The organism is Nocardioides szechwanensis (assembly GCF_900103935.1).
GTDB lineage: Bacteria > Actinomycetota > Actinomycetes > Propionibacteriales > Nocardioidaceae > Nocardioides > Nocardioides szechwanensis.
The window spans coordinates 115,231-134,623 of the sequence record NZ_FNIC01000003.1; the positions used below are offsets into that span (position 1 = coordinate 115,231).

A 19,393-nucleotide genomic window follows, 5' to 3' on the forward strand; every position below is an offset into this window, starting at 1 on the left:
CATGTGGGTCTCCTACCAGGTCTTCTGGAACTTGTTACGAATGTAGATGGCCAACGCGTTCAACCCGAGGATCATGATCAGAAGCACGATGATGGCGGCCGAGGCCGCCGTGCGGAACTCCTCCTGCGAGTTCGACGTCAGCGAGTAGATCATCATCGGGAGCGCGGTGATCTCGCTCATGACGCCGGTGGGGTCGAAGCGCACAGACCCGGCCAGGCCGACGACGATCAGTGGCGCCGCCTCGCCGATGGCCCGGGACAGGCCGAGAATGGTGCCGGTGGCGATGCCGGGTACGGCGGACGGCAGCGTCTGGCGCCACGTCGTCTGCCACACCGTGGCGCCGAGCGCGAGCGAACCCTGTCTGATCTCCTGCGGGACCGAACGCACTGCCTCGCGCGTGGTGATGATGATGACCGGGAGGATCAGCAGTGCCAGGGCGATGGCGCCACCGAGCACGATGCCGCTGCGGCCGAAGCCCATGAGCGCCATGACGGCGACGGCGAGGAGGCCGTAGACGATGGCGGGAACGGCCGCGAGGTTCTGCAGGTTCAGCTCGATCAACCGGTTCCACCAGCGGTCGCCGTCTGCAAACTCCTCGAGGTACAGCGCAGCCGCGATCCCTAGGGGCACCGCGAACAACGCGGTGAACACCATCAGCCACAGCGATCCGAGGATGCCGGCCCGGAAACCCGTCGACTCCGGGCGAACCCGCGAGCCGTACTCGGTGATCAGCGCAGAGTCGAAGCGCGGCGAACCCTCGATCGCGGTGTCGACGATGAGCACCAGAAGCACCATGACGCCGAAGAACAGCGAGAACCACAGAGCCCCGAGGAACACCAGCGAACCGAGGGACTTGTCCTTGCTACGCCCGGTGGACACCGTCCGTGTCACCTCGCGCGCCGTACTTGTCGCGACACTCATCAGTACACCTGCCGGAATCGTCGAACGAGAGCGATGCTGATGACGTTGATGACCAGTGTCAGCAGGAAGAGCAGCATGCCGACGGCGAACAGCTCGTTGTAGGACGTCGAGCCAACGGCGTTCTCACCGCCTGCCGTGGTCGCGATGAAGCCGGTCATGGTCTGCATGTCCTCGCGGGGGTCGGCCGATAGGTTCTTCAGGTTGCCCGAGGCCAGCGTGACGATCATCGTCTCGCCGACCGCGCGCGACATGCCCAGGACGACCGCCGCGGCGACGCCCGACAAGGCGGCCGGCAGCACGACCCGAAGGGTGGTCTGCATGCGGTTGGCGCCCATCGCCATCGACCCCTGGCGCATCGACTGCGGCACGGCCGTCAGGGCGTCCTCGGACAGTGAAGCGACGGTGGGGATGACCATGACGCCGAGGACGAGCCCGGCGGAGAGAGCGTTGGTGAAACCCACCTCGAGGCTCAGGATGTCCTGCAGCAGCGTCGGCGTCACGAAGCTGAGCGCGAAGAAGCCATAGACCACCGAGGGCACGCCGGCGAGGAGCTCCACCGTCGGCTTGAGGACCCTGCGCGCCCGACGTGAGGCGTACTCGGAGAGGTACATCGCCGCGCCGAGCCCGAGCGGTACGGCGACCAGCAACGCGATGACGGTGGTCATCAAGGTGCCGCCGACGAGCGGGAGCACGGCGTGAGTGCCCTCAGTCGCGAAGAAGTCCCCGAAAGGGACTTCGGCGAAGAAATCGATCACCGGGCGGATCAGCGCGAAGATGATGCCGACGGTGATGGCGACCGAGAGGAACGCCGACACCATCAAGATGGTGCGGATCACGGTCTCGAGCGGACGCGCCTTCTTGCGAAGGTCGGGCGCAGCGGGCAGGCCCGCCCCGAAGGGCGGGCCTGCGCCGGTGCTGGAGATGGTGCTCATCAGCTGGTCAGTAGCCCTTGATCAGCTTCCGATGCCCTCGAGCGCGGACTGCGTCTCGCCGTAGAGCTCGTCGCTCAGCGGAATGAACTTCCCGACCTCGGCAATCTCGGCGAGGTTCTCGATGTAGAAGTCCACGTACGTCTTGACCGCCTCGTTGTCGTTGTACTTGGCGTTGTTGACGTAGATGAACAGCGGCCGGGCCAGCGGCGTGTAGGACCCGTCCTGGGCCGTCTCGGCCGAGGGCTCGACACAGCCGTTGCCACTGTCGATGGAAAGCGCCTTCAGCGAGTCGGTGTTCTCCTCGTAGTACGTGTAGCCGAAGTAGCCGGTCGCACCCTCGGTGCCGGCGACGCCCTGCACCAGGACGTTGTCGTCCTCAGAGGACTGGTAGTCGGCGCGGGTCGACTCCGACTCGGCGCCGATGACATCAGCGGCCATGTAGTCGTAGGTGCCCGAGTCGGTGCCGGGGCCGTACAGCGAGATCTCCTGGTCGGGGAAGCTCGGGTCCAGCTCGTTCCAGTTCTTGACCTTGGAGTCGGGGCCCCACAGCTGGATGATCTGGTCGACGGTCAGGCAGTCGACCGCGAGGTCGGGGTGCACGACCATGGTGAGCGCGTCGGTGGCGACCTGGAGCTCGGTGTAGTCGATCCCCGCCTCCTCGCAGATCGCAGCCTCTTCGTCCTTGATCGGGCGCGAGGCGTCGGAGATGTCGGTCTTGTCGGCACAGAAGGCCTCGAAGCCGCCACCCGTGCCGGACTCGCCGACGGTTACGTCGACGTCGGGGGTCTCCTCGAGAAGGAGCTCGGCAGCGGCGTCGCTCATCGGGAACACCGTCGAGGAGCCGTCGACCGCGACCTTGCCGCTGACGCCATCCCCTGAGGTGTCGTCGCCGGCGTCGCTTCCACCACAGGCGCTGAGCGCGAGGGCGAGGGCGGCGATGCCGGGCACCAGTGCCCGGCGGATGGAAGTGAGCTTCACTTCAGTTCTCCTGTTTCGTCTGTTGTGTGACGTCTCAGAAGTTAGGGAGCGCAGGTGGACGGATCCGGGGTCGTCGGTGAACGAGGGGTGAACTCGGCCCTGCCAGTTGGCCACCGGCCGCCGGAGGTGAGACGACGGTCACGTGAACAACGGCCGGCGGGCTTGACTCAGCGCGCCAGATGCCGCTCGGCAGCGACCACGACGCCCTTGCGCAGATGGGCCACCAGCATCTCGCCCACGGCGAGCTTCGGGTCGTCGATCCCGAGCGCCTCGAACACCTCGGGCAGGACCGGACGGTGCGTGCACAGCACCGCGCCGCGGTCGTCCCGGACCAGGTCGCCGACGAGGTCGTCGACGACACGGCGTACGCGCTTGGGTGAGCAGTCCTCCTCGCTCAGCCGGTCGTCGGGCTCGAGCGACCAGCCCGTCGTGTCGGCGTACGGCGTGACGGTCTCCAGGCACCGCACGCTGCTCGACGTCACCACCCGGCTGACGCCGTACGCCGCCAATAGCGGCACGAGGCGCTGGGCCTGGACACGCCCCGCCTGGAGCAGGGGCCGGAGCCGGTCGTCACCGCGCCACGCCTTGCGGGAGCGGGACGGCCCGTGCCGCAGGACGACCAGTGGGGTGGTACGCCGCCGCGCCTTCAGCGCCTCGGCCAGGGTGGACCGGTCGTAGTCGTAGCTGAGCCGCTCAGCCGCCTCCGACGCCTCGAGCCACTCCAGGTCGTCGATCTCGGCGTTGACCAGGTAACCGCTGACGTCGTGGTCGCCGACCGGCCGTCCGGTCCAGTAGCTGACGGTCTTCATCCGTGCACCGAGCGAGTAGCGCTGGCTGCCCAGCGGTGGGCCGAGCCGGACGTGGAGGCCGGTCTCCTCGGCGACCTCACGGACCGCGGCCGCCGCGGCGTGCTCGCCCCGGTCGAGCTTGCCCTTGGGGAACGACCAGTCGTTGTACTTGGGGCGGTGCACGAGCAGGACCCGCTTGCCGGGACGGAAGACCACGACCCCGGCGGAGAGCACGTCCGGGAGAGGAGATGCAGGCACGACGGCTAGTCTCACACCACCTTGGCCACGACAGGAGACCGGCGCCACCGTGAACCGTAAACGTCTGAGGAACATCGGGGTTCTCGTCGTCGTCCTGGCCCTCGTCACGGCGGCCACGGTGGTCGGCCTGCGCTGGTGGCGCGACGCCCACCGCACCGACCTGCAGCGGGCGATGGACCTCGCCCCGAGCGACGGTCAGCGCTTCTCCTGGACCGACTGGTCCGCCGTACGCGAGGAGCTGGGGGTCGACCTCGACGCCGACAGTCCACAGGGCGAGGTGGTCGACTTCCTCGACCAGGGGTACGACGCCGACCTCACCTCGGCCTCCGCCCTGCCGGAGTCGGCGCAGGTCATGCACGTGCGCTTCGGCTTCTCGCCGGCGTCGGTCGACTGGGAACTGTTCAGCCAGTCCGAGGCAGGCGCGGTCGTGATGATGCACCTCCCGGAGTCGACCGACTGGGGCAGCCTGGCCGCACAGCTCAAGACGCTGGGCTACACCGAGCCGGACGACGAGGCAGGAGTGTGGATGGGTGGCTCCGAGGCGCTCGGCCGGATCGGCGGCGTCACCCCCGAGCTCGGCTACGTCGCGCTCGACGAGGAGGACTCGCTGATCTTCACCAGCGACACGGTCGAGTACCTCGAGGACGCGCTGGACGACGCGCTCGGTGACGGGGACCCGGCCGCCGGGATGGACGACGTGGTCGACGCGTCCGGTGAGGCCCTGTCGGCCAGCATCTACACCGGTGACCACGCGTGCGCGGCGCTCTCCATGGGCCAGGCGGACCCCGACGACCAGGCGTTGGCCGACGAGCTCGTGCGGGAGGCCGGCGAGGTCAACCCGTTCACGGCGTTCGCGCTGTCGGTGCAGCCCGGCCTCGACCTGCGCCTGGCGCTCGCCTTCGAGAACGACGACCAGGCCCGCGCCAACGCCGACTCGCGCGCCGTACTCGCCGCCGGTCCCGCACCCGGACAGGGCGGCGACTTCTCCGACCGCTTCGAGCTCGGCCGCGTCGAGGCCGACGGCCGTCTCCTGACTATGGAGCTCGAGACGGTCGAGGGCTCCTACGTGCTCTCCGACCTCAGCAACGGCCCCGTCCTCTTCGCCACCTGCTGACCTCCCCCTTCCTGAGTCGTGCGCCGGGATAGTCCCTAACAGGAGGGACCATAAGAGCCCTCTTATTCGCTCTCCTGTTGGGGACTATCCCGAGAAGGAGAGCGATCAGGAGAAGCGGCGCAGGCGGAGGCTGTTGGTGACGACGAAGATCGAGGAGAGGGCCATGGCGGCGCCGGCGAGCATCGGGTTGAGGAGGCCGGCGGCGGCCAGCGGCAGGGCAGCGACGTTGTAGGCGAAGGCCCAGAAGAGGTTGCCCTTGATCGTGGCCAGCGTGCGCCGGGACAGCCGTACGGCGTCCGCCGCGACCCGCAGGTCGCCCCGGACGAGCGTGAGGTCGCTGGCCTCGATGGCCACGTCGGTGCCGGTGCCCATCGCGATGCCCAGGTCGGCCTGCGCGAGCGCGGCGGCGTCGTTGACGCCGTCGCCGATCATGGCCACGACCCTGCCCTCGGACTGGAGCTGCTTGACCACGTCGACCTTGTCGGCCGGCAGCACCTCGGCGACTACCCTCTCGATCCCGACCTCGGCAGCGACGGCGCGCGCTGCGCGCTCGTTGTCGCCGGTGAGCAGCACCGGGGTCAGCCCGAGCCCCCGCAGCGCGACGATCGCCTCGGCCGACGTCGGCTTCAGGGTGTCCGAGACGACGAGGACCCCGCGAGCGGTGCCGTCCCAGCCCACCGCCACCGCGGTGCGCCCCGCGGCCTCGGCCCGGTCGACCGCGGCGAGCAGCTCCGGGCCGAGCGGCAGCCCCTCGCGCTCGAGCAGCGCCGGGCGGCCGACCAGGACCTCGCGGACACCGACGGTCCCTCGGACGCCGAGACCCTCGAGGTTGCGGAAGCCGGCGACCTCCTCGTGCGACGCCGACTCGGCGATCGCGCGGGCGATGGGGTGCTCCGAGCCGGCCTCGACGGCGCCGGCCGTGCGTCGTACGTCGTCGACGGACTCGCCGTCGGCAGCCACGGTCTCGACCAGCGACATCCGGCCGGTGGTGACCGTTCCGGTCTTGTCGAGCACCACGGTGTCGACGGCGCGGGTCGACTCGAGGACCTCGGGCCCGCGGATCACGATGCCCAGCTGGGCGCCGCGTCCGGTGCCGACCATGAGCGCGGTCGGCGTGGCCAGGCCGAGGGCGCACGGGCAGGCGATGATCAGGACGGCGACCGCGGCGGTGAAGGCCACCGACGCATCGGCGCCACCCCCGAGCCAGAAGCCGAGCGTGCCCACCGACAGCGCGATCACGACCGGCACGAAGAAGCCGGAGACCCGGTCGGCCAGGCGCTGAACCTCGGCCTTGCCGTTCTGGGCCTCCTCGACCAGCCGCGCCATCTGGGCCAGCTGCGTGTCGGCACCGATCCGCGTCGCGCGCACCACGAGCCGGCCGCTGGCGTTGACCGTGGCGCCCGTGACCGTGGACCCGGGGCCGACCTCCACCGGCACCGGCTCACCGGTGAGCATGGAGGCGTCGACCGCCGAGTGGCCGGAGTCGACGACGCCGTCGGTGGCGACCTTCTCCCCCGGCCGTACGACGAACAGGTCGCCCACCGCGAGCGACCCCGCGGGCACGCGCGTCTCGACCCCGTCGCGGAGCAGGCCCACGTCCTTGGCGCCCAGGTCCATCAGGGCGCGGAGCGCGGCGCCGGCTCGGCGCTTGGACCGCTTCTCGAACCAGCGCCCCGCCAGCAGGAAGGTCGTGACCCCCGCGGCGACCTCGAGGTAGATGTTGTCGAGCCCGCTGCTGCGGTCGACGGTGAGACGGAACGGGTGCGTCATGCCCGGGTCGCCGGCCGTACCGAAGAAGAGCGCCAGCAGCGACCATCCGAACGCGGCCAGCACCCCGACCGACACCAGGGTGTCCATCGTGGTCGCGCCGTGGCGGGCGTTGGTCCAGGCGGCCCGGTGGAAGGGCCAGGCACCCCAGACCGCGACCGGCGCAGCGAGGGTCAGGGAGGCCCACTGCCAGTGGTCGAACTGCAGGGCGGGCACCATCGACATGGCGATGATCGGCACGGCCAGGACGGCCGAGACCACCAGCCGCTGCCGGAGTGCGTCGAGCTCGGGGTCGCCCTCGGGGGCTCCGCCGTCCGCAGTCGTCCCAGGAGGGGCCGGCACGGCGGCGGAGTAGCCCGCAGCCTCCACCGTCGAGAGCAGGTCGGCGGTGGACACCGAGTCGGGGTAGGCGACCTTCGCCTTCTCCGTGGCGTAGTTGACGCTCGCGGTGACGCCCTCGAGCTTGTTGAGCTTGCGCTCGATCCGGTTGGCGCACGACGCACAGGTCATGCCGCTGATCGCGAGCTCGATCTCACTCGTCGACATCAGGGCACCTCCCTCTCGTCGTGGTCGCTCGGCGCGTGGCTGGGCTGCTCGCTGGGCGCCTGGTTGGGCGTGTGGCTGGGCGTCTGGCGCACCGGGGCCGGCTCCTCGAGGTCGACGAGCTGGCCCAGGCCGAGCCCGACGGCGAACACCGCCGCCAGACCGGCCACGAAACCGAGGACCCGCTGCGTCGTACTCATGACTGGCTCATCGATGGCTCATGACGGGCGCCGCTCAGGCGAGCGCGTAGCCCGCCTCGGCCACGGCGGCCTCCACGGCCGCACGGTCGAGCGGGGCGGCGCTGGTGACCACGGCCTCCCCGGACTCGTGGGAGACCTCGACGCTCTCGACACCGTCGATCTCGCCGATCTCCTCGGCGACCGAGGTGGCGCAGTGGCCGCAGGTCATGCCGGTGACGTTCCAGGTGCTGACTTCGCTCATGGCGTGCCTCTCAGGGTTGCTGTTCAGGACCGGACCAGTCGGGCGATCGCCTCGACGGCCTCGGCCACCTTCTCGCGTGCCTCGTCGTCGCCCGCCCGGGCGGCGTCGACCACGCAGTGGTGCATGTGCTCCTCCAGCAGTCCGATCGAGACCGCCTGGAGTGCCTTGGTCATGGCGGACACCTGGGTGAGGATGTCGATGCAGTACTGCTCCTCCTCGACCATGCGCTGGAGGCCGCGGGCCTGGCCCTCGATCCGGCGCAACCGCTTGAGGTAGTCGTCCTTGCGCTGGATGTAGCCGTGCTGGTGTTCAGTCGCCATGCTTACACCATACCCCCCTACGGTATGAGTGCAAGGGCAAAGAAGAACCCGCCGGCGGCAGCGCAGGCGGGTCGGGTAGGTCGGGGCGGAAGAGGCGCTCAGGCCTCGCGGCGGGGCTGAGGAGGGGCGACGCCGAGGATCCGGTCGATCTCCTCCGCGGGCAGGTGCCCGTCGGACTCGCTGGCCGCGATGATCAGGTTGGTCGTCAGCTCCACCTCGCCGAGGAGGTCGACGTCCTCGAGCGTCACGTCGAACTGGTCGTACACGAGGGTCTCCGTCCGAGTTGGTGGGCGCTATCCGATCGAGCCTTCCCAGCCAAGCGTACGCGCAAACATTCGCTTTCCAACTGGTCATAACGGGCCATGCCCGCAGCCCCTGGCATGCCCCGAAAAGGCCACGAGGCCCCAACCCGAAAACGGGTTGAGGCCTCGTGCGAAGACTCGAGAGTCGTCTGAACTCAGACGGCCCGAACGTTCTCAGCCTGGGGACCCTTGGGACCCTGGGTCACGTCGAACTCGACCTTCTGGTTTTCGTCCAGGGACTTGTAGCCCTGGGTCTGGATCGCCGAGTAGTGCACGAAAACGTCGTCGCCGCCGTCCTCCTGTGCAATGAAGCCGAAGCCCTTCTCAGCGTTGAACCACTTCACGGTGCCTTGAGCCATGTGCTCGATACTCCTGTTATCGGAACGAAAGTCGCCACTTCGGCGACCCGCATCAGATGCGGTGACACGTCGCTCCGACCCGTGATTGGTAACACCACAAACCAGAAACGCCGGTGGATCACAAACTCCTTGGGCGTTAGACCAGCTGGAACTTGCACCTGTTGCAACTACGACACTACCAAGCAATCGCCACAACCGAACTTTCCGGAGCGAAGTTTCTGCCGAGCACCCATGAAGGTTGTGCGTCGCGGGCGTGTCGGGCGGGCCAACGGGCGTGCCGCTGCCCGCCCTCCTGGGGTCAGGTCACGGTGCCCGGACGGTAGTCGTCGGAGGTGTGGTCGACGTCGGGGTCGATCCGGTCCGCCTCGCGGATGGCGTCCTCGGTGCGCGCCTCCTCGACGTGGTGACCCTGGCGCGCCTCGGCGGCTCGCTGCTCGGCACGCTCGGCCTCGGCGCGCTTGAGCTGGGCCTCCGCCTCGGCCTCCTGGGCCTGCCGTGCGGTCTCCGCGGCGGTGCCTCGATGGCTGACGGCCTCGGTGCGGAGCTGCTCGGCCTCGTGCCGGCGGCGCTCGGCCTTCTTCTTGTTCATCATGGCCGCGACGAGTGCAAGCACGGCGAGCACCGCGATGACGATGACGACGAGCACGATGATCTCTGTGGTGGACATGGTCCCTCCAGTTCTCTCGGAATCGCCCGAGGTACCCGAATGCCTCGACGACTACCCGTCAACCGGCGACGAACCGCCTGCGATACTTCCTCGTGGTCATGGGCCCCTAGCTCAATTGGCAGAGCAGGAGACTTTTAATCTCTTGGTTGTGGGTTCGAGTCCCACGGGGCCTACCGCGTCCGAGTCCCTTAGGGTCGGCCCCACGGCATCGGGGTCCGGGAGGTGACAGCGGCGATGAGCGCAGACGCTGAGGAGCAGCAGGGTTCCGCGCGCCTGGCCGCGGTGGAGCGCGAGATGCGCGAGACCGGCGAGCGCTACCGCTCGCTGTTCGAGTACCACCCCAACGCCGTCTTCTCGCTCGACCTCGAGGGCTGCTTCACGACCGTCAACCCGGCCGCCGAGCGCGTCAGCGGCTACGCGGCGGACGAGCTGCTCGGGATGCCGTTCACCGAGATGCTGCCGCCGGAGGAGCTCGAGCCCACGGTCAACGCGTTCCTCGAGATGGTGGAGCGCCGTCCTCAGCGGTTCGAGGTCCGCTTCCGTCACAAGGACGGTCGGCTGGTGGACCTGAGCGTGACCGGGCTGCCGATCGTGGTCGACGACGAGGTGGTGGGCGTCTACGGCATCGCTGAGGACATCACCGAGCGCAACCGGATGCAGGCCGACCTGGCCGACGCCCGCCGTACGGCGGAGCGGGCCAACGGCGCCAAGTCGCTGTTCCTCGCCAACATGAGCCACGAGATCCGGACTCCGCTGACCAGTGTGCTGGCCGCGGCCGAGATGCTGTGCGAGACCGACCTCGACGAGGAGCAGCTGAGGCTCGCCAAGGTGATGGACCGTCAGGGCGACCGGCTGCTCCGTCTGGTCGACGAGATCCTGGACTTCTCCCGGATCGAGGCCGGCAAGACGTCCCTCGAGGAGGTCCAGTTCGGGCTGCGGGGGCTGGTCGACGAGGTCGTCGCGCCGCATCGCGCCGAGGCCGCGGCCAAGGGCCTGGCGCTGTCGGTGCACATCGACGAGCGGGTCGACGACCGCGTCACCGGCGACCCTTCCCGGCTGGCGCAGGTGTTGACCAACCTCATCGGCAACGCGGTGAAGTTCACCCACGACGGCTGGGTGCGGGTCAGCGTCACCGACGACGCCTCGGCGGCCGGGCCGATGGTCCGGTTCGAGGTGGCCGACTCCGGGATCGGGGTCAGCGCCGAGCAGCAGACGCGGCTCTTCGAGTCCTTCAACCAGGCCGACCCCTCGATCACCCGGAGGTACGGCGGCACCGGGCTCGGACTGGCCATCTGCAAGCAGCTGGTGACGCTGATGGGCGGTGCCATCGAGCTCGAGTGCCCCGAGGGTGAGGGCTGCACGTTCACCTTCACCGTCCCCGCGGCCGCTGCCACTGCCGGCTGAGTCGGCTCAGCGGCCCTTCCACACCGGCGGACGCTTCTCCGCGAACGCCGTCGCGCCCTCCTGGGCGTCCTCGGACGTGAACACCGGCATCATCAGCTCGGTCTGCCGGCGCCAACCCTCCTCCAGGGTCCAGTCCGGGGCGGAGCGGGCGATCTGCTTGCTGACCGCGACGGCCAGCGGCCCGTTGGCGGCGACCTGGGCCGCCAGCTCGAGCGCACCGGCGAGGGCGCCACCCTCCGGGGTCAGCCGGTTGACCAGGCCCAGCTGGGCGGCCCGGGCGGCGTCGATCGAGGCGCCGGTCATCAGCATCTCGAGCGCGATCGCCTGCGGGATCCGCTGGGGCAGCAGCAGCGCGGCGCCCGCGGCCGCCACCAGGCCACGCTTGACCTCGGGCACGCCGAACATGGCGGTCTCGGAGGCGACCACGAGGTCGCAGGCGAGCAGCAGCTCGAAGCCGCCCGCCACGGCGTACCCCTCCACCGCGGCGATCAGCGGCTTGCGCGGCGGCGCCTCGGTCAGCCCGCCCAGGCCCCGGCCCTCGACCAGCGGCACGTCGCCGGTGAGGAACGCCTTGAGGTCCATGCCGGCGCAGAACGTGCCCCCGGCACCCGTCAGCACGGCCACCCGCAGGTCGGATGAGTCCTCCAGCTCGTCGATCGCGGCCGCGATGCCGCGCGCCACCGCACCGTTGAGGGCGTTGCGCGCCTCCGGACGGTTGATGGTGATGACCTGTACGCCGTCGCGCTGCTCGACCTCTACCTCGCTCATGCGCCACACCCTAGGGGGCCTCGGTCTTCTCACCGCCGGGAAAGTACGGAACGTTTTCGACGTGAGCCGGCGCGGAACGGGTCGAAAACGTTCCGTACTTTCCGGAGAGGGTCAGCGCAGGAGCCGGGCGGCCTCGGCGGCCCAGTAGGTGAGGATGACGTCGGCGCCGGCGCGGCGGATCGAGGTCAGGGTCTCGAGGATCGCTGCCTCGCGGTCGATCCAGCCGTTGGCGGCGGCCGCCTCGACCATGGCGTATTCGCCGGAGATGTTGTAGGCCGCGACCGGCACGGAGACGGCGTCGCGCACGCGGCGCAGCACGTCGAGGTAGGCCAGCGCCGGCTTCACCATGACGATGTCGGCGCCCTGCTCGACGTCGAGCAGCGCCTCGCGCACGCCCTCGATCGCGTTGGCGGGGTCCTGCTGGTACGTGCGGCGGTCGCCCTCGAGCGAGGAGTCGACGGCCTCGCGGAACGGACCGAAGAACGCCGAGGCGTACTTGGCGGAGTAGGCCAGGATCGAGATGTCCTGGTGGCCGGCGCCGTCGAGCGCCGCCCGGACCACGCCGACCTGTCCGTCCATCATCCCGCTGGGGCCGACCATGTGGACGCCGGCCGCGGCCTGCACACGCGCCATCTCGGCGTACGCCGCCAGGGTGGCGTCGTTGTCGACGCGACCGTCGGCGGTGAGCACCCCGCAGTGGCCGTGGTCGGTGAACTCGTCGAGGCACAGGTCGCTCATGACGGTGATGGCGTCGCCGACCTCGGCCACCACGTCGCTGATCGCCACGTTGAGGATGCCGTCGGGGTCGAGCGCGCCCGAGCCGGTGGCGTCCTTTCGCGTCGGGATCCCGAAGAGCATCACGCCGCCGAGACCGAGCTCGGCGGCCTCGGCCGCGGCCGCCGCGAGCGACGACCGGGTGTGCTGCACGACGCCCGGCATCGAGCTGATGGGCCGGGGCTCGTCGAGACCCTCACGCACGAACAGCGGCAGCACGAGCTGACGCGGCTCGACCGAGGTCTCCGCCACCATCCGGCGCAGCGCGGGCGTCGTCCGCAGCCGGCGCGGTCGCACGACCGGGCCGGCTACGGAAGGGACGTCCTGATCGGTCATGTCGTTACCGCGACGAGGTCGCCTTGGTACGACGACCCGACGGCTTGCGCGCCGACGGCTTGGTGACCGGGTCACCGGCGTCGAGCATCGCGACCCGACGGGCGGCACCGAAGTCGGCGAGGGCGTCGACCAGGGCGTCGACGTCCGGCTTGGGAGAAAGCACGTCGACCCGCAGGCCGTGCTCCTCGGCGGTCTTGGCGGTCGCGGGCCCGATCACGGCGATGATCGTCGACGGGTGCGGCTTGCCGGCGATGCCGACCAGGTTGCGCACGGTCGAGGACGACGTGAAGACGACCGCGTCGAACTTGCCGGTCTTGATCGCGTCGCGCGTCGGCGCCGGCGGCGGCGTTGCCCGCACGGTGCGGTAGGCGGTGACGTCGTCGCACTCCCAGCCCAGGTCGACCAGGCCGGCGACGAGGTTCTCGGTGGCGATGTCGGCGCGCGGCAGGAACACCCGGTTGATGGGGTCGAGCAGGTCGTCGTACTCCGGCCAGTCGGCCAGCAGCCCGGCGGCGGACTGCTCGCCTGAGGGCAGCAGGTCGGCGCGCAGGCCCCAGGCGGCGATGGCGGCGGCGGTCTTGTCGCCGACCGCGGCGATCTTGAGGCCGGAGAACGCACGCGCGTCGAGGCCGTACTCCTCGAACTTCTCGCGCACCGCCTTGACCGCGTTGACGGAGGTGAAGGCGATCCACTCGTAGCGGCCCTCGACCAGGCCACGCACGGCCTTGTCCATCTGGAGCGGGTTGCGGGGCGGCTCGACCGAGATGGTCGGGACCTCCTCGGGCACCGCGCCGTAGCCGCGCAGGCGGGCCGACAGCGCCGGGGCCTGGTCCTTGGTGCGGGGCACGAGCACGCGCCAGCCGAAGAGCGGCTTGCTCTCGAACCACGACAGCGTCTCGCGCAGGTCGACGACGTTGCCGACGACGGTGATCGCGGGCGGCGTCATCCGGGCCGCGCGGGAGTCGGCGCCGATGTGCTCGAGCGTGGAGATGACGGTGGCCTGGCCCGTGGTGGTGCCGACCCGGGTCATCGCGACCGGGGTCTCGGGCGAGCGGCCCGCGAGCATCAGGGCCGTGGCGATGTCGCCGATCTGGCCGACGGCGGAGAGCAGGACCAGGGTCCGGTTGTCCGCGTAGGCGGTCCAGTCGACCTTGTCGCCACAGGTGATCACCGACATCTCACGGTGGTCCTTGGTGGTCAGCGGGATCCCGGCGTAGGCCGGGACCGCGCCGACGGACGAGACACCAGGGACGACCTCGAAGCCGATGCCGGCCTTGGCGACGGCCTGGGCCTCCTCGGGCCCGGAGGCGTAGAGGAAGGGGTCGCCGGAGAGCAGGCGTACGACGCGCCGGCCCTTCTTGGCGTACCGGACGACGACCTTGGCCCGCGCCGCGTGGGTCAGGGGCTGGCCGTCCTCGCCGAAGCCGCCGTCCACCAGCTCGGGGCCGGCCGGGACCTCGACGACGACGTCGCCCTCATCGGTCTCGTCGGGCTCGACCGGCTCGGGGAGCCCGAGGAGCGAACGCACCAGCGGGGCGTGCTCGGGTGACTCGGTCACGATCACCTCGGCCTGCTTGATGAGCTCGACGGCGCGCACCGTCAGCAGGTCGGGGTCGCCCGGGCCGCTGCCTACGAACGACACCCAGCCGCGTGTAGTGGCCTGGTTCGTTCCTGTGGTCTTGCCTCGCGTCATGCGTTCTGCACCTCTGCTGATGGTTCTGCCGGTTGATTCAGTTGTCCTGCTCCGTCGGCGAGCATCTCGTTCGCCAGTCGGATGCCGACGCTCGTGGCGTCAGCGGGGGCGCCGGATGCGGACATCCGCACCGACAGGCCCCCATCGGGTGAGAGCGCGATGGCCCGCACCCAGATCTCGTCACCGTCGTCGCCCTCCGCCACCTCGGCCAGTGCCCCGATCGGTGCGGAGCACCCACCTTCGAGGGTGGCGAGCACGGCGCGTTCGGCGTTGACCGCTGCTCGGGTGGCCGGGTCGTCGAGCTGTTGGAGCTCGGCGGCCAGATCACCCTCGCTGAGGCACTCGATCGCCAACGCACCCTGCCCGGGGGCGGGAAGCATCTGCAGCGGGTCGAGCACCTCGGTGGCCTCGTCGAGACGGCCGATGCGGGCGAGCCCCGCACGCGCGAGCACGACTGCGTCGTACTCACCCGAACGGACCTTGCCGATCCTGGTGTCGACGTTGCCACGAACGCCGACCACGTCCAAACCGAGGCCGAGCGCGTGCAGCTGCGCGACCCGTCGGGGAGAGCCGGTGCCGACCCTGCTGCCGACGGGGAGCTCGCCCAGCGTCAGGCCGTCGCGGGCGACCACGACGTCGCGCGGGTCCTCGCGGAGGGGTACGGCGGCCAGCGTGATGCCGTCGGCGGGGTAGGTGGGGACGTCCTTGAGCGAGTGGACGGCGATGTCGACGCGCCCGTCGAGCAGGGCGTCGCGCAGGGCGCTGACGAACACCCCGGTGCCGCCCATGGACTCGAGCGGGGTGCCGGCCGCCTGCGTGCGGTCGCCCTTGGTGCTGACCTCGACCAGCTCGGCGTCGCGGCCGAGGGTGGTGCGGATGAGCTCGGCGACGTGGCCGGCCTGGGTGGTGGCCAGCAGGGAGGCGCGGGTGCCGACGCGCAGCGCGGGGAGACTCATGCGAGCCCCTCCGGCCGGGTGACGGCGTCGACGGCCTCGGGGTCGAGGGCGAACAGCTCGGCGAGGGCCGCGGCGTAGGAGACCGCGCCCTGGTCGTTGGCGAGCTCCTTGACGCGGACCGTCGGCTCGTGGAGCAGCTTGTCGGCGACCCGGCGCACGGTGTGGAGGATCTCCTGGCGCGCGGCCTCGTCGAGGTCGGGCAGGCGTCCGGCCAGACGGATCATCTCGGCGTCGACGACCGAGGTGGCCATGGAGCGCAGGGCGACGACGGTCGGGGTCACGCTGGCCTGGCGACGGGCCGCCAGGAAGGCGGTGACCTCCTGGGTGACGATCCGGCGGACCTCGGCGACCTCACGGCCGGCGGCGGAGTCGTGCAGGAGCTCCGAGAGCTGCGCGAGGTCGACCAGCGTCACGCCGGGGAGCCCGACCACGGCCGGGTCGACGTCGTGCGGGAGGGCGAGGTCGATGATCGAGAAGGGACGCGGCTCGGGCAGCGCTGCCTCGACCATCTCGCGGGTCACCAGGACGCCGCGGGCGCCGGTGCAGGTGATCACGACGTCAGCCGCGGCGAGCTCGGCGGCGAGGTCGGGCATCGCGGCCGCACGCACGCCGTACTCGAGGACGAGGCGGTCGGCGCGACCCGGCGTGCGGTTGACGACGGTGACGTCGCCCGCGCCCAGGCGGGTGACGGTGGCGGTGGCGAGCCCGGCCATCGCGCCGGCGCCGACGATGAGGACCCGCTTGCCGGCGACGTCGCCGACGGACTCGGCAGAGCGCTGGAGGGCGGCGGTGACCAGGGTCGGCGCGACACGGTCGATGTCGGTCTCGGCACGGGAGCGCTTGCCGACGCGCAGCGCCTGCTGGAACAGCAGGTTGAGGGCCGGTCCGACGGTGCCGAGCTCCTGGCCAAGGCGCAGCGCCTCGCGGGCCTGGCCCAGGATCTGGGCCTCCCCGACCGCCATGGAGTCGAGACCGGCCGCGACCTGGAAGAGGTGGGACACCGCGGCGTCGTCGTAGTGGACGTAGAGGTGCGGCAGCATCGCCTCGGTCGACTCGCCGGCGCGGTCGAGCAGGAGCCGCGAGAGCTCCTCGACGCTGCCGTGGAAGCGGTCGACGTCGGTGTAGATCTCGACCCGGTTACAGGTGGAGATGACCGTGGCCTCGTTGACGTGCTCACTGGCGTTGGCATCGCTGATCAGCTTGTTGACGCCGTCGTCGTCGAGCGCGACCCGCTCGAGCAGGGAGACCGGGGCGGAGTTGTGGGAGATGCCCACCACGAGGACGCTCATGCTGGCCCCCTCATGCGCTCTGCGCCTTGCGCTGCTCGTGGTAGGCCAGGATCTGCAGCTCGATGGAGAGGTCGACCTTGCGGACGTCGACGCCGTCGGGCACCGCGATCACGGCCGGCGCGAAGTTGAGGATGCTCGTGATGCCGCAGGCGACCATGCGGTCGGCGACGTCCTGGGCGGCGATGGCGGGCGTGGCGATGACGCCGATCGCGACGCTCTGGTCGCCGACGATCTGCTCGAGGTCGTCGAAGGGGCGTACGTCGACGCCGGCGACGACCTCGTCGTGGCGCGCCGGGTCGGCGTCGAGCAGCGCGACCACGCGGAACCCGCGGCTGCGGAAGCCGGAGTAGTTGGCCAGGGCGTGGCCCAGGTTGCCGATGCCGACGATGACGACCGGCCAGTCCTGGGTCACGCCGATCTCGCGGGCGATCTGGTAGCGCAGGTAGTCGACGTCGTACCCGACCCCGCGGGTGCCGTAGCTGCCGAGGTAGGAGAGGTCCTTGCGCAGCTTGGCGCTGTTGACGCCGGCCGCGGCGGCGAGGTCCTCGGAGGAGCAGGTGCGGGTGCCGCCCTCGGCCAGGGTCGTCAGCGCTCGCAGGTAGACGGGCAGGCGGGCGACCGTCGCCTCGGGGATGTCCCGGGCGGTCTCGCTCGAACTCCGTGCGGTCACTGCTCTACTTTCCAGTCGCACGCCACGTTGTGGGGGTTCTGGGGCACATTTCTCAGGCGCTGGGGGTGCGGCCCGATCACTGTAGGAGTTTGTGAACGCGAGAACAAAACGAGCAGGCGCCTCTGCCGGGCGCTGTGCCGGTGTCGGACTATCACATGTGAGATGAGCCACTGTCGGCGGGTGGCAGGGAGCCGCCCTTGGAACCAGGCGCTCTCAGGCGAGCGCGGCGCGCAGGCGGGCCTCATCGACGCGCCAGAAGTCGTGCTGGCGGCCGTCGACGAAGGTGACCGGCACCTCCTCGCCGAAGCGCCGGGCCAGGGCGGGGTCGTCGTCGACGGAGATCTCGACGTAGGACTCCCCCAGGTCGGCGCAGACCCGCGCGATCACCACCCGGGCGTCGTCGCACAGGTGGCAGCCCGGCCGGCCGTAGAGGGTGACTCGCGGAGCGCTCACTCCAGGATGCCGAGGGTGCGCCGCCGCTCGAGCCCGCGCAGGCGCCCCTTCTGGACCTTGCCGGTGACGGTGAGCGGCAGCTCGTCGACCACCTCGATCCGGCTGGGCCGCTTGAAGCGGGCCAGGCGCATCTCGCAGCGCTCGCGTACGGCGGCCTCGACCTGCGCCGCGTCGCCGCCGGGGGCCACGACGTAGGCGACCACGGCCTCGCCGGAGACGGGGTCGTCGACGCCGATCACGGCGACCTCGCTGACCCCGGGGGTCTCGCGGATGACGTCCTCGACCTCGACCGGGTAGACGTTGAAGCCGGAGACGATGACCAGCTCCTTGAGCCGGTCGACCAGGAACAGGTCGCCGGTCCTGTCGAGGAAGCCGACGTCGCCGGTGGACCACCAGCCCTCGTCGTCGGGGCCGTCCGAGCCGTCGGGCCAGTAGCCGCTGAACAGGTTGGCGCCCTTGATCTGGATCTCGCCCGGGTCGTCGCCGAGGGGCAGGTGCCCGGCCTCGTCGACCAGCCGGATCTCGATGCCCTCGAGCGCGGCCCCCACCGATCCGTTCTGCAGCGACTCCGAGCACAGCGTGCTGGTCACCACGGGCGACGCCTCGGTCAGCCCGTAGCCCTGGTGGATCGGGACGCCCGTGCGCTCGGTGAACTCCTCGATCACCTCGGTCGACAGCGGGGCGGAGCCGGAGAGGATCAGCCGCACCGGACCGAGACGCTCCTCGAGTGCCTCGACGTCGCGCCAGTAGGCGAAGACCGGCGGGGCGACGGGTACGACGCTGCACGCCTCGTCCTCGATCAGGTCGAGGGTGCCCTGCGGGTCGAAGCGCTCGGTCAGGACCAGCTTGGCGCGGTGCCGCAGGACGCCGCCGAGCACGGCGTTGAGGCCGTAGACGTGGAAGAGCGGGAGTACGCCGAGCACGACGTCGTCACCGTGCATCATCGGCGGCTCGACCGCGGCGACCTGCTCGATGTTGGCCAGCAGCGCCCGGTGGGTGAGCATCGCGGCGCGCGGCCGGCCCGACGTACCACTGGTGTAGAGGAGGGCGGCGAGCTTCTCCGGGTCCTGCAGGGCGGGCGACGGCCGCGGGGTGTCGGCACGCAGGTGGTCGTAGGAGCGCTCCCCCGGAAGCAGGGTGGCGCCGACGACGACGATCCGCGGCAGCGTCACCCGGGCCATCACGTCCGGGTCGACCTCGCCCAGGCCCTCGATGTCGCCGTCGAGAGCCCTGCCCAGCAAGGCGACCGCCTCGCGCACCGCGGAGACGGTGGTGCCGTCGGCGACCACCATCCGCGATCCGGAGTCGACGATCATCCGAGCCAGCTCACCGGGCGTCGACGACGGGTTGACGGGTACGGCGACCGCCTGCGCGCGCAGCGTCCCGAGGTAGGTGGTCACGAACTCGATCCGGTTACCTAGCGCCGACATCACGCGCAGACCGGCGACGACACCCGCGGCGCCCAGGCCGGTCGCGATCCGGCTCACTTCCTGGTCGAGCTGGGCCCAGGTGAGGCTGCGGCCGCCGGCCTCGACGAGCGCGAGCCGGTCGGGGCTCTCCTCGGCGGCAGCCGTGACCAGGTCGGCCACGTCCGTCACGCCCGAAGGGGGGCTCACGCTGGACATGGAGGGATACTTCCACACCCGCCGGTCGGGGGTCC

At 70.6% G+C, this 19,393-nt stretch carries 21 protein-coding genes and 1 tRNA gene; 3 read left to right on the forward strand and 19 right to left on the reverse strand.

The window, feature by feature from the left end:
- Nucleotides 1–12: 12 nt before the first annotated feature.
- The 4 genes from pstA to BLR90_RS09130 form a co-directional block, all read right to left on the reverse strand.
- A complete protein-coding gene (gene pstA / locus BLR90_RS09115; RefSeq protein ID WP_091024775.1) occupies nt 13–921 on the reverse strand; it encodes a phosphate ABC transporter permease PstA in 909 nt (302 codons plus the stop codon).
- A complete protein-coding gene (gene pstC, locus BLR90_RS09120) occupies nt 921–1,853 on the reverse strand; it encodes a phosphate ABC transporter permease subunit PstC (protein WP_091024776.1) in 933 nt (310 codons plus the stop codon). Before pstC ends, pstA begins: the two co-directional genes overlap by 1 nt.
- A 21-nt stretch (nt 1,854–1,874) precedes the next feature.
- Nucleotides 1,875–2,831, reverse strand: a complete 957-nt coding sequence (locus tag BLR90_RS09125; RefSeq protein WP_091024778.1) for a PstS family phosphate ABC transporter substrate-binding protein — start codon at nt 2,829–2,831, stop codon at nt 1,875–1,877.
- Between the two features lie 167 nt (nt 2,832–2,998).
- Entirely contained in the window at nt 2,999–3,877 is an 879-nt protein-coding gene (locus tag BLR90_RS09130) for an NUDIX domain-containing protein (protein WP_091024780.1), read from the reverse strand.
- 49 nt (nt 3,878–3,926) lie between these two features.
- On the opposite strand from BLR90_RS09130, the gene BLR90_RS09135 reads away from it, so the two are divergent.
- Complete coding sequence (locus BLR90_RS09135) at nt 3,927–4,991, forward strand: hypothetical protein (RefSeq protein ID WP_091024781.1); 1,065 nt, start codon at nt 3,927–3,929, stop codon at nt 4,989–4,991.
- Nucleotides 4,992–5,096: 105 nt separating this feature from the next.
- Here the strand turns inward: BLR90_RS09135 and BLR90_RS09140 are convergent, their stop codons facing one another.
- The 7 genes from BLR90_RS09140 to BLR90_RS09165 all read right to left on the reverse strand — a co-directional run bounded on the left by BLR90_RS09140 (nt 5,097) and on the right by BLR90_RS09165 (nt 9,390).
- A complete protein-coding gene (locus BLR90_RS09140) occupies nt 5,097–7,304 on the reverse strand; it encodes a heavy metal translocating P-type ATPase (protein WP_091024783.1) in 2,208 nt (735 codons plus the stop codon).
- Nucleotides 7,304–7,501 carry a hypothetical protein gene (locus BLR90_RS09145; protein ID WP_091024785.1) on the reverse strand — a complete coding sequence of 66 codons (198 nt, stop codon included), beginning with the start codon at nt 7,499–7,501 and terminating at the stop codon, nt 7,304–7,306. Before BLR90_RS09145 ends, BLR90_RS09140 begins: the two co-directional genes overlap by 1 nt.
- A gap of 34 nt (nt 7,502–7,535) precedes the next feature.
- Nucleotides 7,536–7,742, reverse strand: coding sequence for a heavy-metal-associated domain-containing protein (locus BLR90_RS09150; RefSeq protein ID WP_091024787.1), 207 nt, complete (start codon nt 7,740–7,742; stop codon nt 7,536–7,538).
- Between the two features lie 23 nt (nt 7,743–7,765).
- Nucleotides 7,766–8,062, reverse strand: a complete 297-nt coding sequence (locus BLR90_RS09155) for a metal-sensitive transcriptional regulator (RefSeq protein WP_091024790.1) — start codon at nt 8,060–8,062, stop codon at nt 7,766–7,768.
- A gap of 98 nt (nt 8,063–8,160) precedes the next feature.
- Nucleotides 8,161–8,328, reverse strand: a complete 168-nt coding sequence (locus tag BLR90_RS20980) for a hypothetical protein (protein ID WP_170254247.1) — start codon at nt 8,326–8,328, stop codon at nt 8,161–8,163.
- A gap of 191 nt (nt 8,329–8,519) precedes the next feature.
- Nucleotides 8,520–8,723: a cold-shock protein gene (locus tag BLR90_RS09160; protein WP_068108172.1), complete on the reverse strand. Its 204-nt coding sequence runs from the start codon at nt 8,721–8,723 to the stop codon at nt 8,520–8,522.
- A 298-nt stretch (nt 8,724–9,021) separates the two neighbouring features.
- Entirely contained in the window at nt 9,022–9,390 is a 369-nt protein-coding gene (locus BLR90_RS09165) for a hypothetical protein (RefSeq protein ID WP_091024793.1), read from the reverse strand.
- Between the two features lie 100 nt (nt 9,391–9,490).
- Here BLR90_RS09165 and BLR90_RS09170 point away from each other — a divergent pair.
- Nucleotides 9,491–9,563: transfer RNA gene (locus BLR90_RS09170), tRNA-Lys, on the forward strand.
- 61 nt (nt 9,564–9,624) lie between these two features.
- On the forward strand, nt 9,625–10,794 hold the full coding sequence (locus tag BLR90_RS09175; RefSeq protein ID WP_091024796.1) for a sensor histidine kinase: 1,170 nt from the start codon (nt 9,625–9,627) through the stop codon (nt 10,792–10,794).
- 6 nt (nt 10,795–10,800) lie between these two features.
- Here the strand turns inward: BLR90_RS09175 and BLR90_RS09180 are convergent, their stop codons facing one another.
- The 8 genes from BLR90_RS09180 to BLR90_RS09215 all read right to left on the reverse strand — a co-directional run bounded on the left by BLR90_RS09180 (nt 10,801) and on the right by BLR90_RS09215 (nt 19,358).
- Nucleotides 10,801–11,562: a crotonase/enoyl-CoA hydratase family protein gene (locus BLR90_RS09180; protein ID WP_091024799.1), complete on the reverse strand. Its 762-nt coding sequence runs from the start codon at nt 11,560–11,562 to the stop codon at nt 10,801–10,803.
- A 111-nt stretch (nt 11,563–11,673) separates the two neighbouring features.
- The gene (gene hemB, locus BLR90_RS09185; protein WP_091024802.1) at nt 11,674–12,672 is read right to left on the reverse strand and encodes a porphobilinogen synthase; all 999 of its coding nucleotides are present in this window, start codon (nt 12,670–12,672) and stop codon (nt 11,674–11,676) included.
- Between the two features lie 4 nt (nt 12,673–12,676).
- The gene (locus BLR90_RS09190; protein ID WP_091024806.1) at nt 12,677–14,365 is read right to left on the reverse strand and encodes a bifunctional uroporphyrinogen-III C-methyltransferase/uroporphyrinogen-III synthase; all 1,689 of its coding nucleotides are present in this window, start codon (nt 14,363–14,365) and stop codon (nt 12,677–12,679) included.
- A complete protein-coding gene (gene hemC, locus BLR90_RS09195; RefSeq protein ID WP_091024808.1) occupies nt 14,362–15,321 on the reverse strand; it encodes a hydroxymethylbilane synthase in 960 nt (319 codons plus the stop codon). The genes BLR90_RS09190 and hemC overlap by 4 nt, the downstream gene beginning before the upstream one ends.
- Complete coding sequence (locus BLR90_RS09200) at nt 15,318–16,610, reverse strand: glutamyl-tRNA reductase (protein WP_091024810.1); 1,293 nt, start codon at nt 16,608–16,610, stop codon at nt 15,318–15,320. Before BLR90_RS09200 ends, hemC begins: the two co-directional genes overlap by 4 nt.
- A 10-nt stretch (nt 16,611–16,620) precedes the next feature.
- Complete coding sequence (locus tag BLR90_RS09205; protein ID WP_091024812.1) at nt 16,621–17,280, reverse strand: redox-sensing transcriptional repressor Rex; 660 nt, start codon at nt 17,278–17,280, stop codon at nt 16,621–16,623.
- 213 nt (nt 17,281–17,493) lie between these two features.
- Entirely contained in the window at nt 17,494–17,733 is a 240-nt protein-coding gene (locus tag BLR90_RS09210; RefSeq protein WP_091024815.1) for a glutaredoxin family protein, read from the reverse strand.
- On the reverse strand, nt 17,730–19,358 hold the full coding sequence (locus BLR90_RS09215; RefSeq protein WP_091024817.1) for a class I adenylate-forming enzyme family protein: 1,629 nt from the start codon (nt 19,356–19,358) through the stop codon (nt 17,730–17,732). The genes BLR90_RS09210 and BLR90_RS09215 overlap by 4 nt, the downstream gene beginning before the upstream one ends.
- Between the last annotated feature and the right edge of the window lie 35 nt (nt 19,359–19,393).

Bases quoted from the DNA above. Each gene is read 5' to 3' on its own strand.
- pstA (WP_091024775.1), bottom strand. From the start codon at position 921: ATGAGTGTCGCGACAAGTACGGCGCGCGAGGTGACACGGACGGTGTCC.
- pstC (WP_091024776.1), bottom strand. From the start codon at position 1,853: ATGAGCACCATCTCCAGCACCGGCGCAGGCCCGCCCTTCGGGGCGGGC.
- BLR90_RS09140 (WP_091024783.1), bottom strand. From the start codon at position 7,304: ATGTCGACGAGTGAGATCGAGCTCGCGATCAGCGGCATGACCTGTGCG.
- BLR90_RS09145 (WP_091024785.1), bottom strand. From the start codon at position 7,501: ATGAGTACGACGCAGCGGGTCCTCGGTTTCGTGGCCGGTCTGGCGGCG.
- BLR90_RS09150 (WP_091024787.1), bottom strand. From the start codon at position 7,742: ATGAGCGAAGTCAGCACCTGGAACGTCACCGGCATGACCTGCGGCCAC.
- BLR90_RS09155 (WP_091024790.1), bottom strand. From the start codon at position 8,062: ATGGCGACTGAACACCAGCACGGCTACATCCAGCGCAAGGACGACTAC.
- BLR90_RS09160 (WP_068108172.1), bottom strand. From the start codon at position 8,723: ATGGCTCAAGGCACCGTGAAGTGGTTCAACGCTGAGAAGGGCTTCGGC.
- BLR90_RS09165 (WP_091024793.1), bottom strand. From the start codon at position 9,390: ATGTCCACCACAGAGATCATCGTGCTCGTCGTCATCGTCATCGCGGTG.
- BLR90_RS09175 (WP_091024796.1), top strand. From the start codon at position 9,625: ATGAGCGCAGACGCTGAGGAGCAGCAGGGTTCCGCGCGCCTGGCCGCG.
- BLR90_RS09180 (WP_091024799.1), bottom strand. From the start codon at position 11,562: ATGAGCGAGGTAGAGGTCGAGCAGCGCGACGGCGTACAGGTCATCACC.
- hemB (WP_091024802.1), bottom strand. From the start codon at position 12,672: ATGACCGATCAGGACGTCCCTTCCGTAGCCGGCCCGGTCGTGCGACCG.
- BLR90_RS09190 (WP_091024806.1), bottom strand. From the start codon at position 14,365: ATGACGCGAGGCAAGACCACAGGAACGAACCAGGCCACTACACGCGGC.
- hemC (WP_091024808.1), bottom strand. From the start codon at position 15,321: ATGAGTCTCCCCGCGCTGCGCGTCGGCACCCGCGCCTCCCTGCTGGCC.
- BLR90_RS09200 (WP_091024810.1), bottom strand. From the start codon at position 16,610: ATGAGCGTCCTCGTGGTGGGCATCTCCCACAACTCCGCCCCGGTCTCC.
- BLR90_RS09215 (WP_091024817.1), bottom strand. From the start codon at position 19,358: ATGTCCAGCGTGAGCCCCCCTTCGGGCGTGACGGACGTGGCCGACCTG.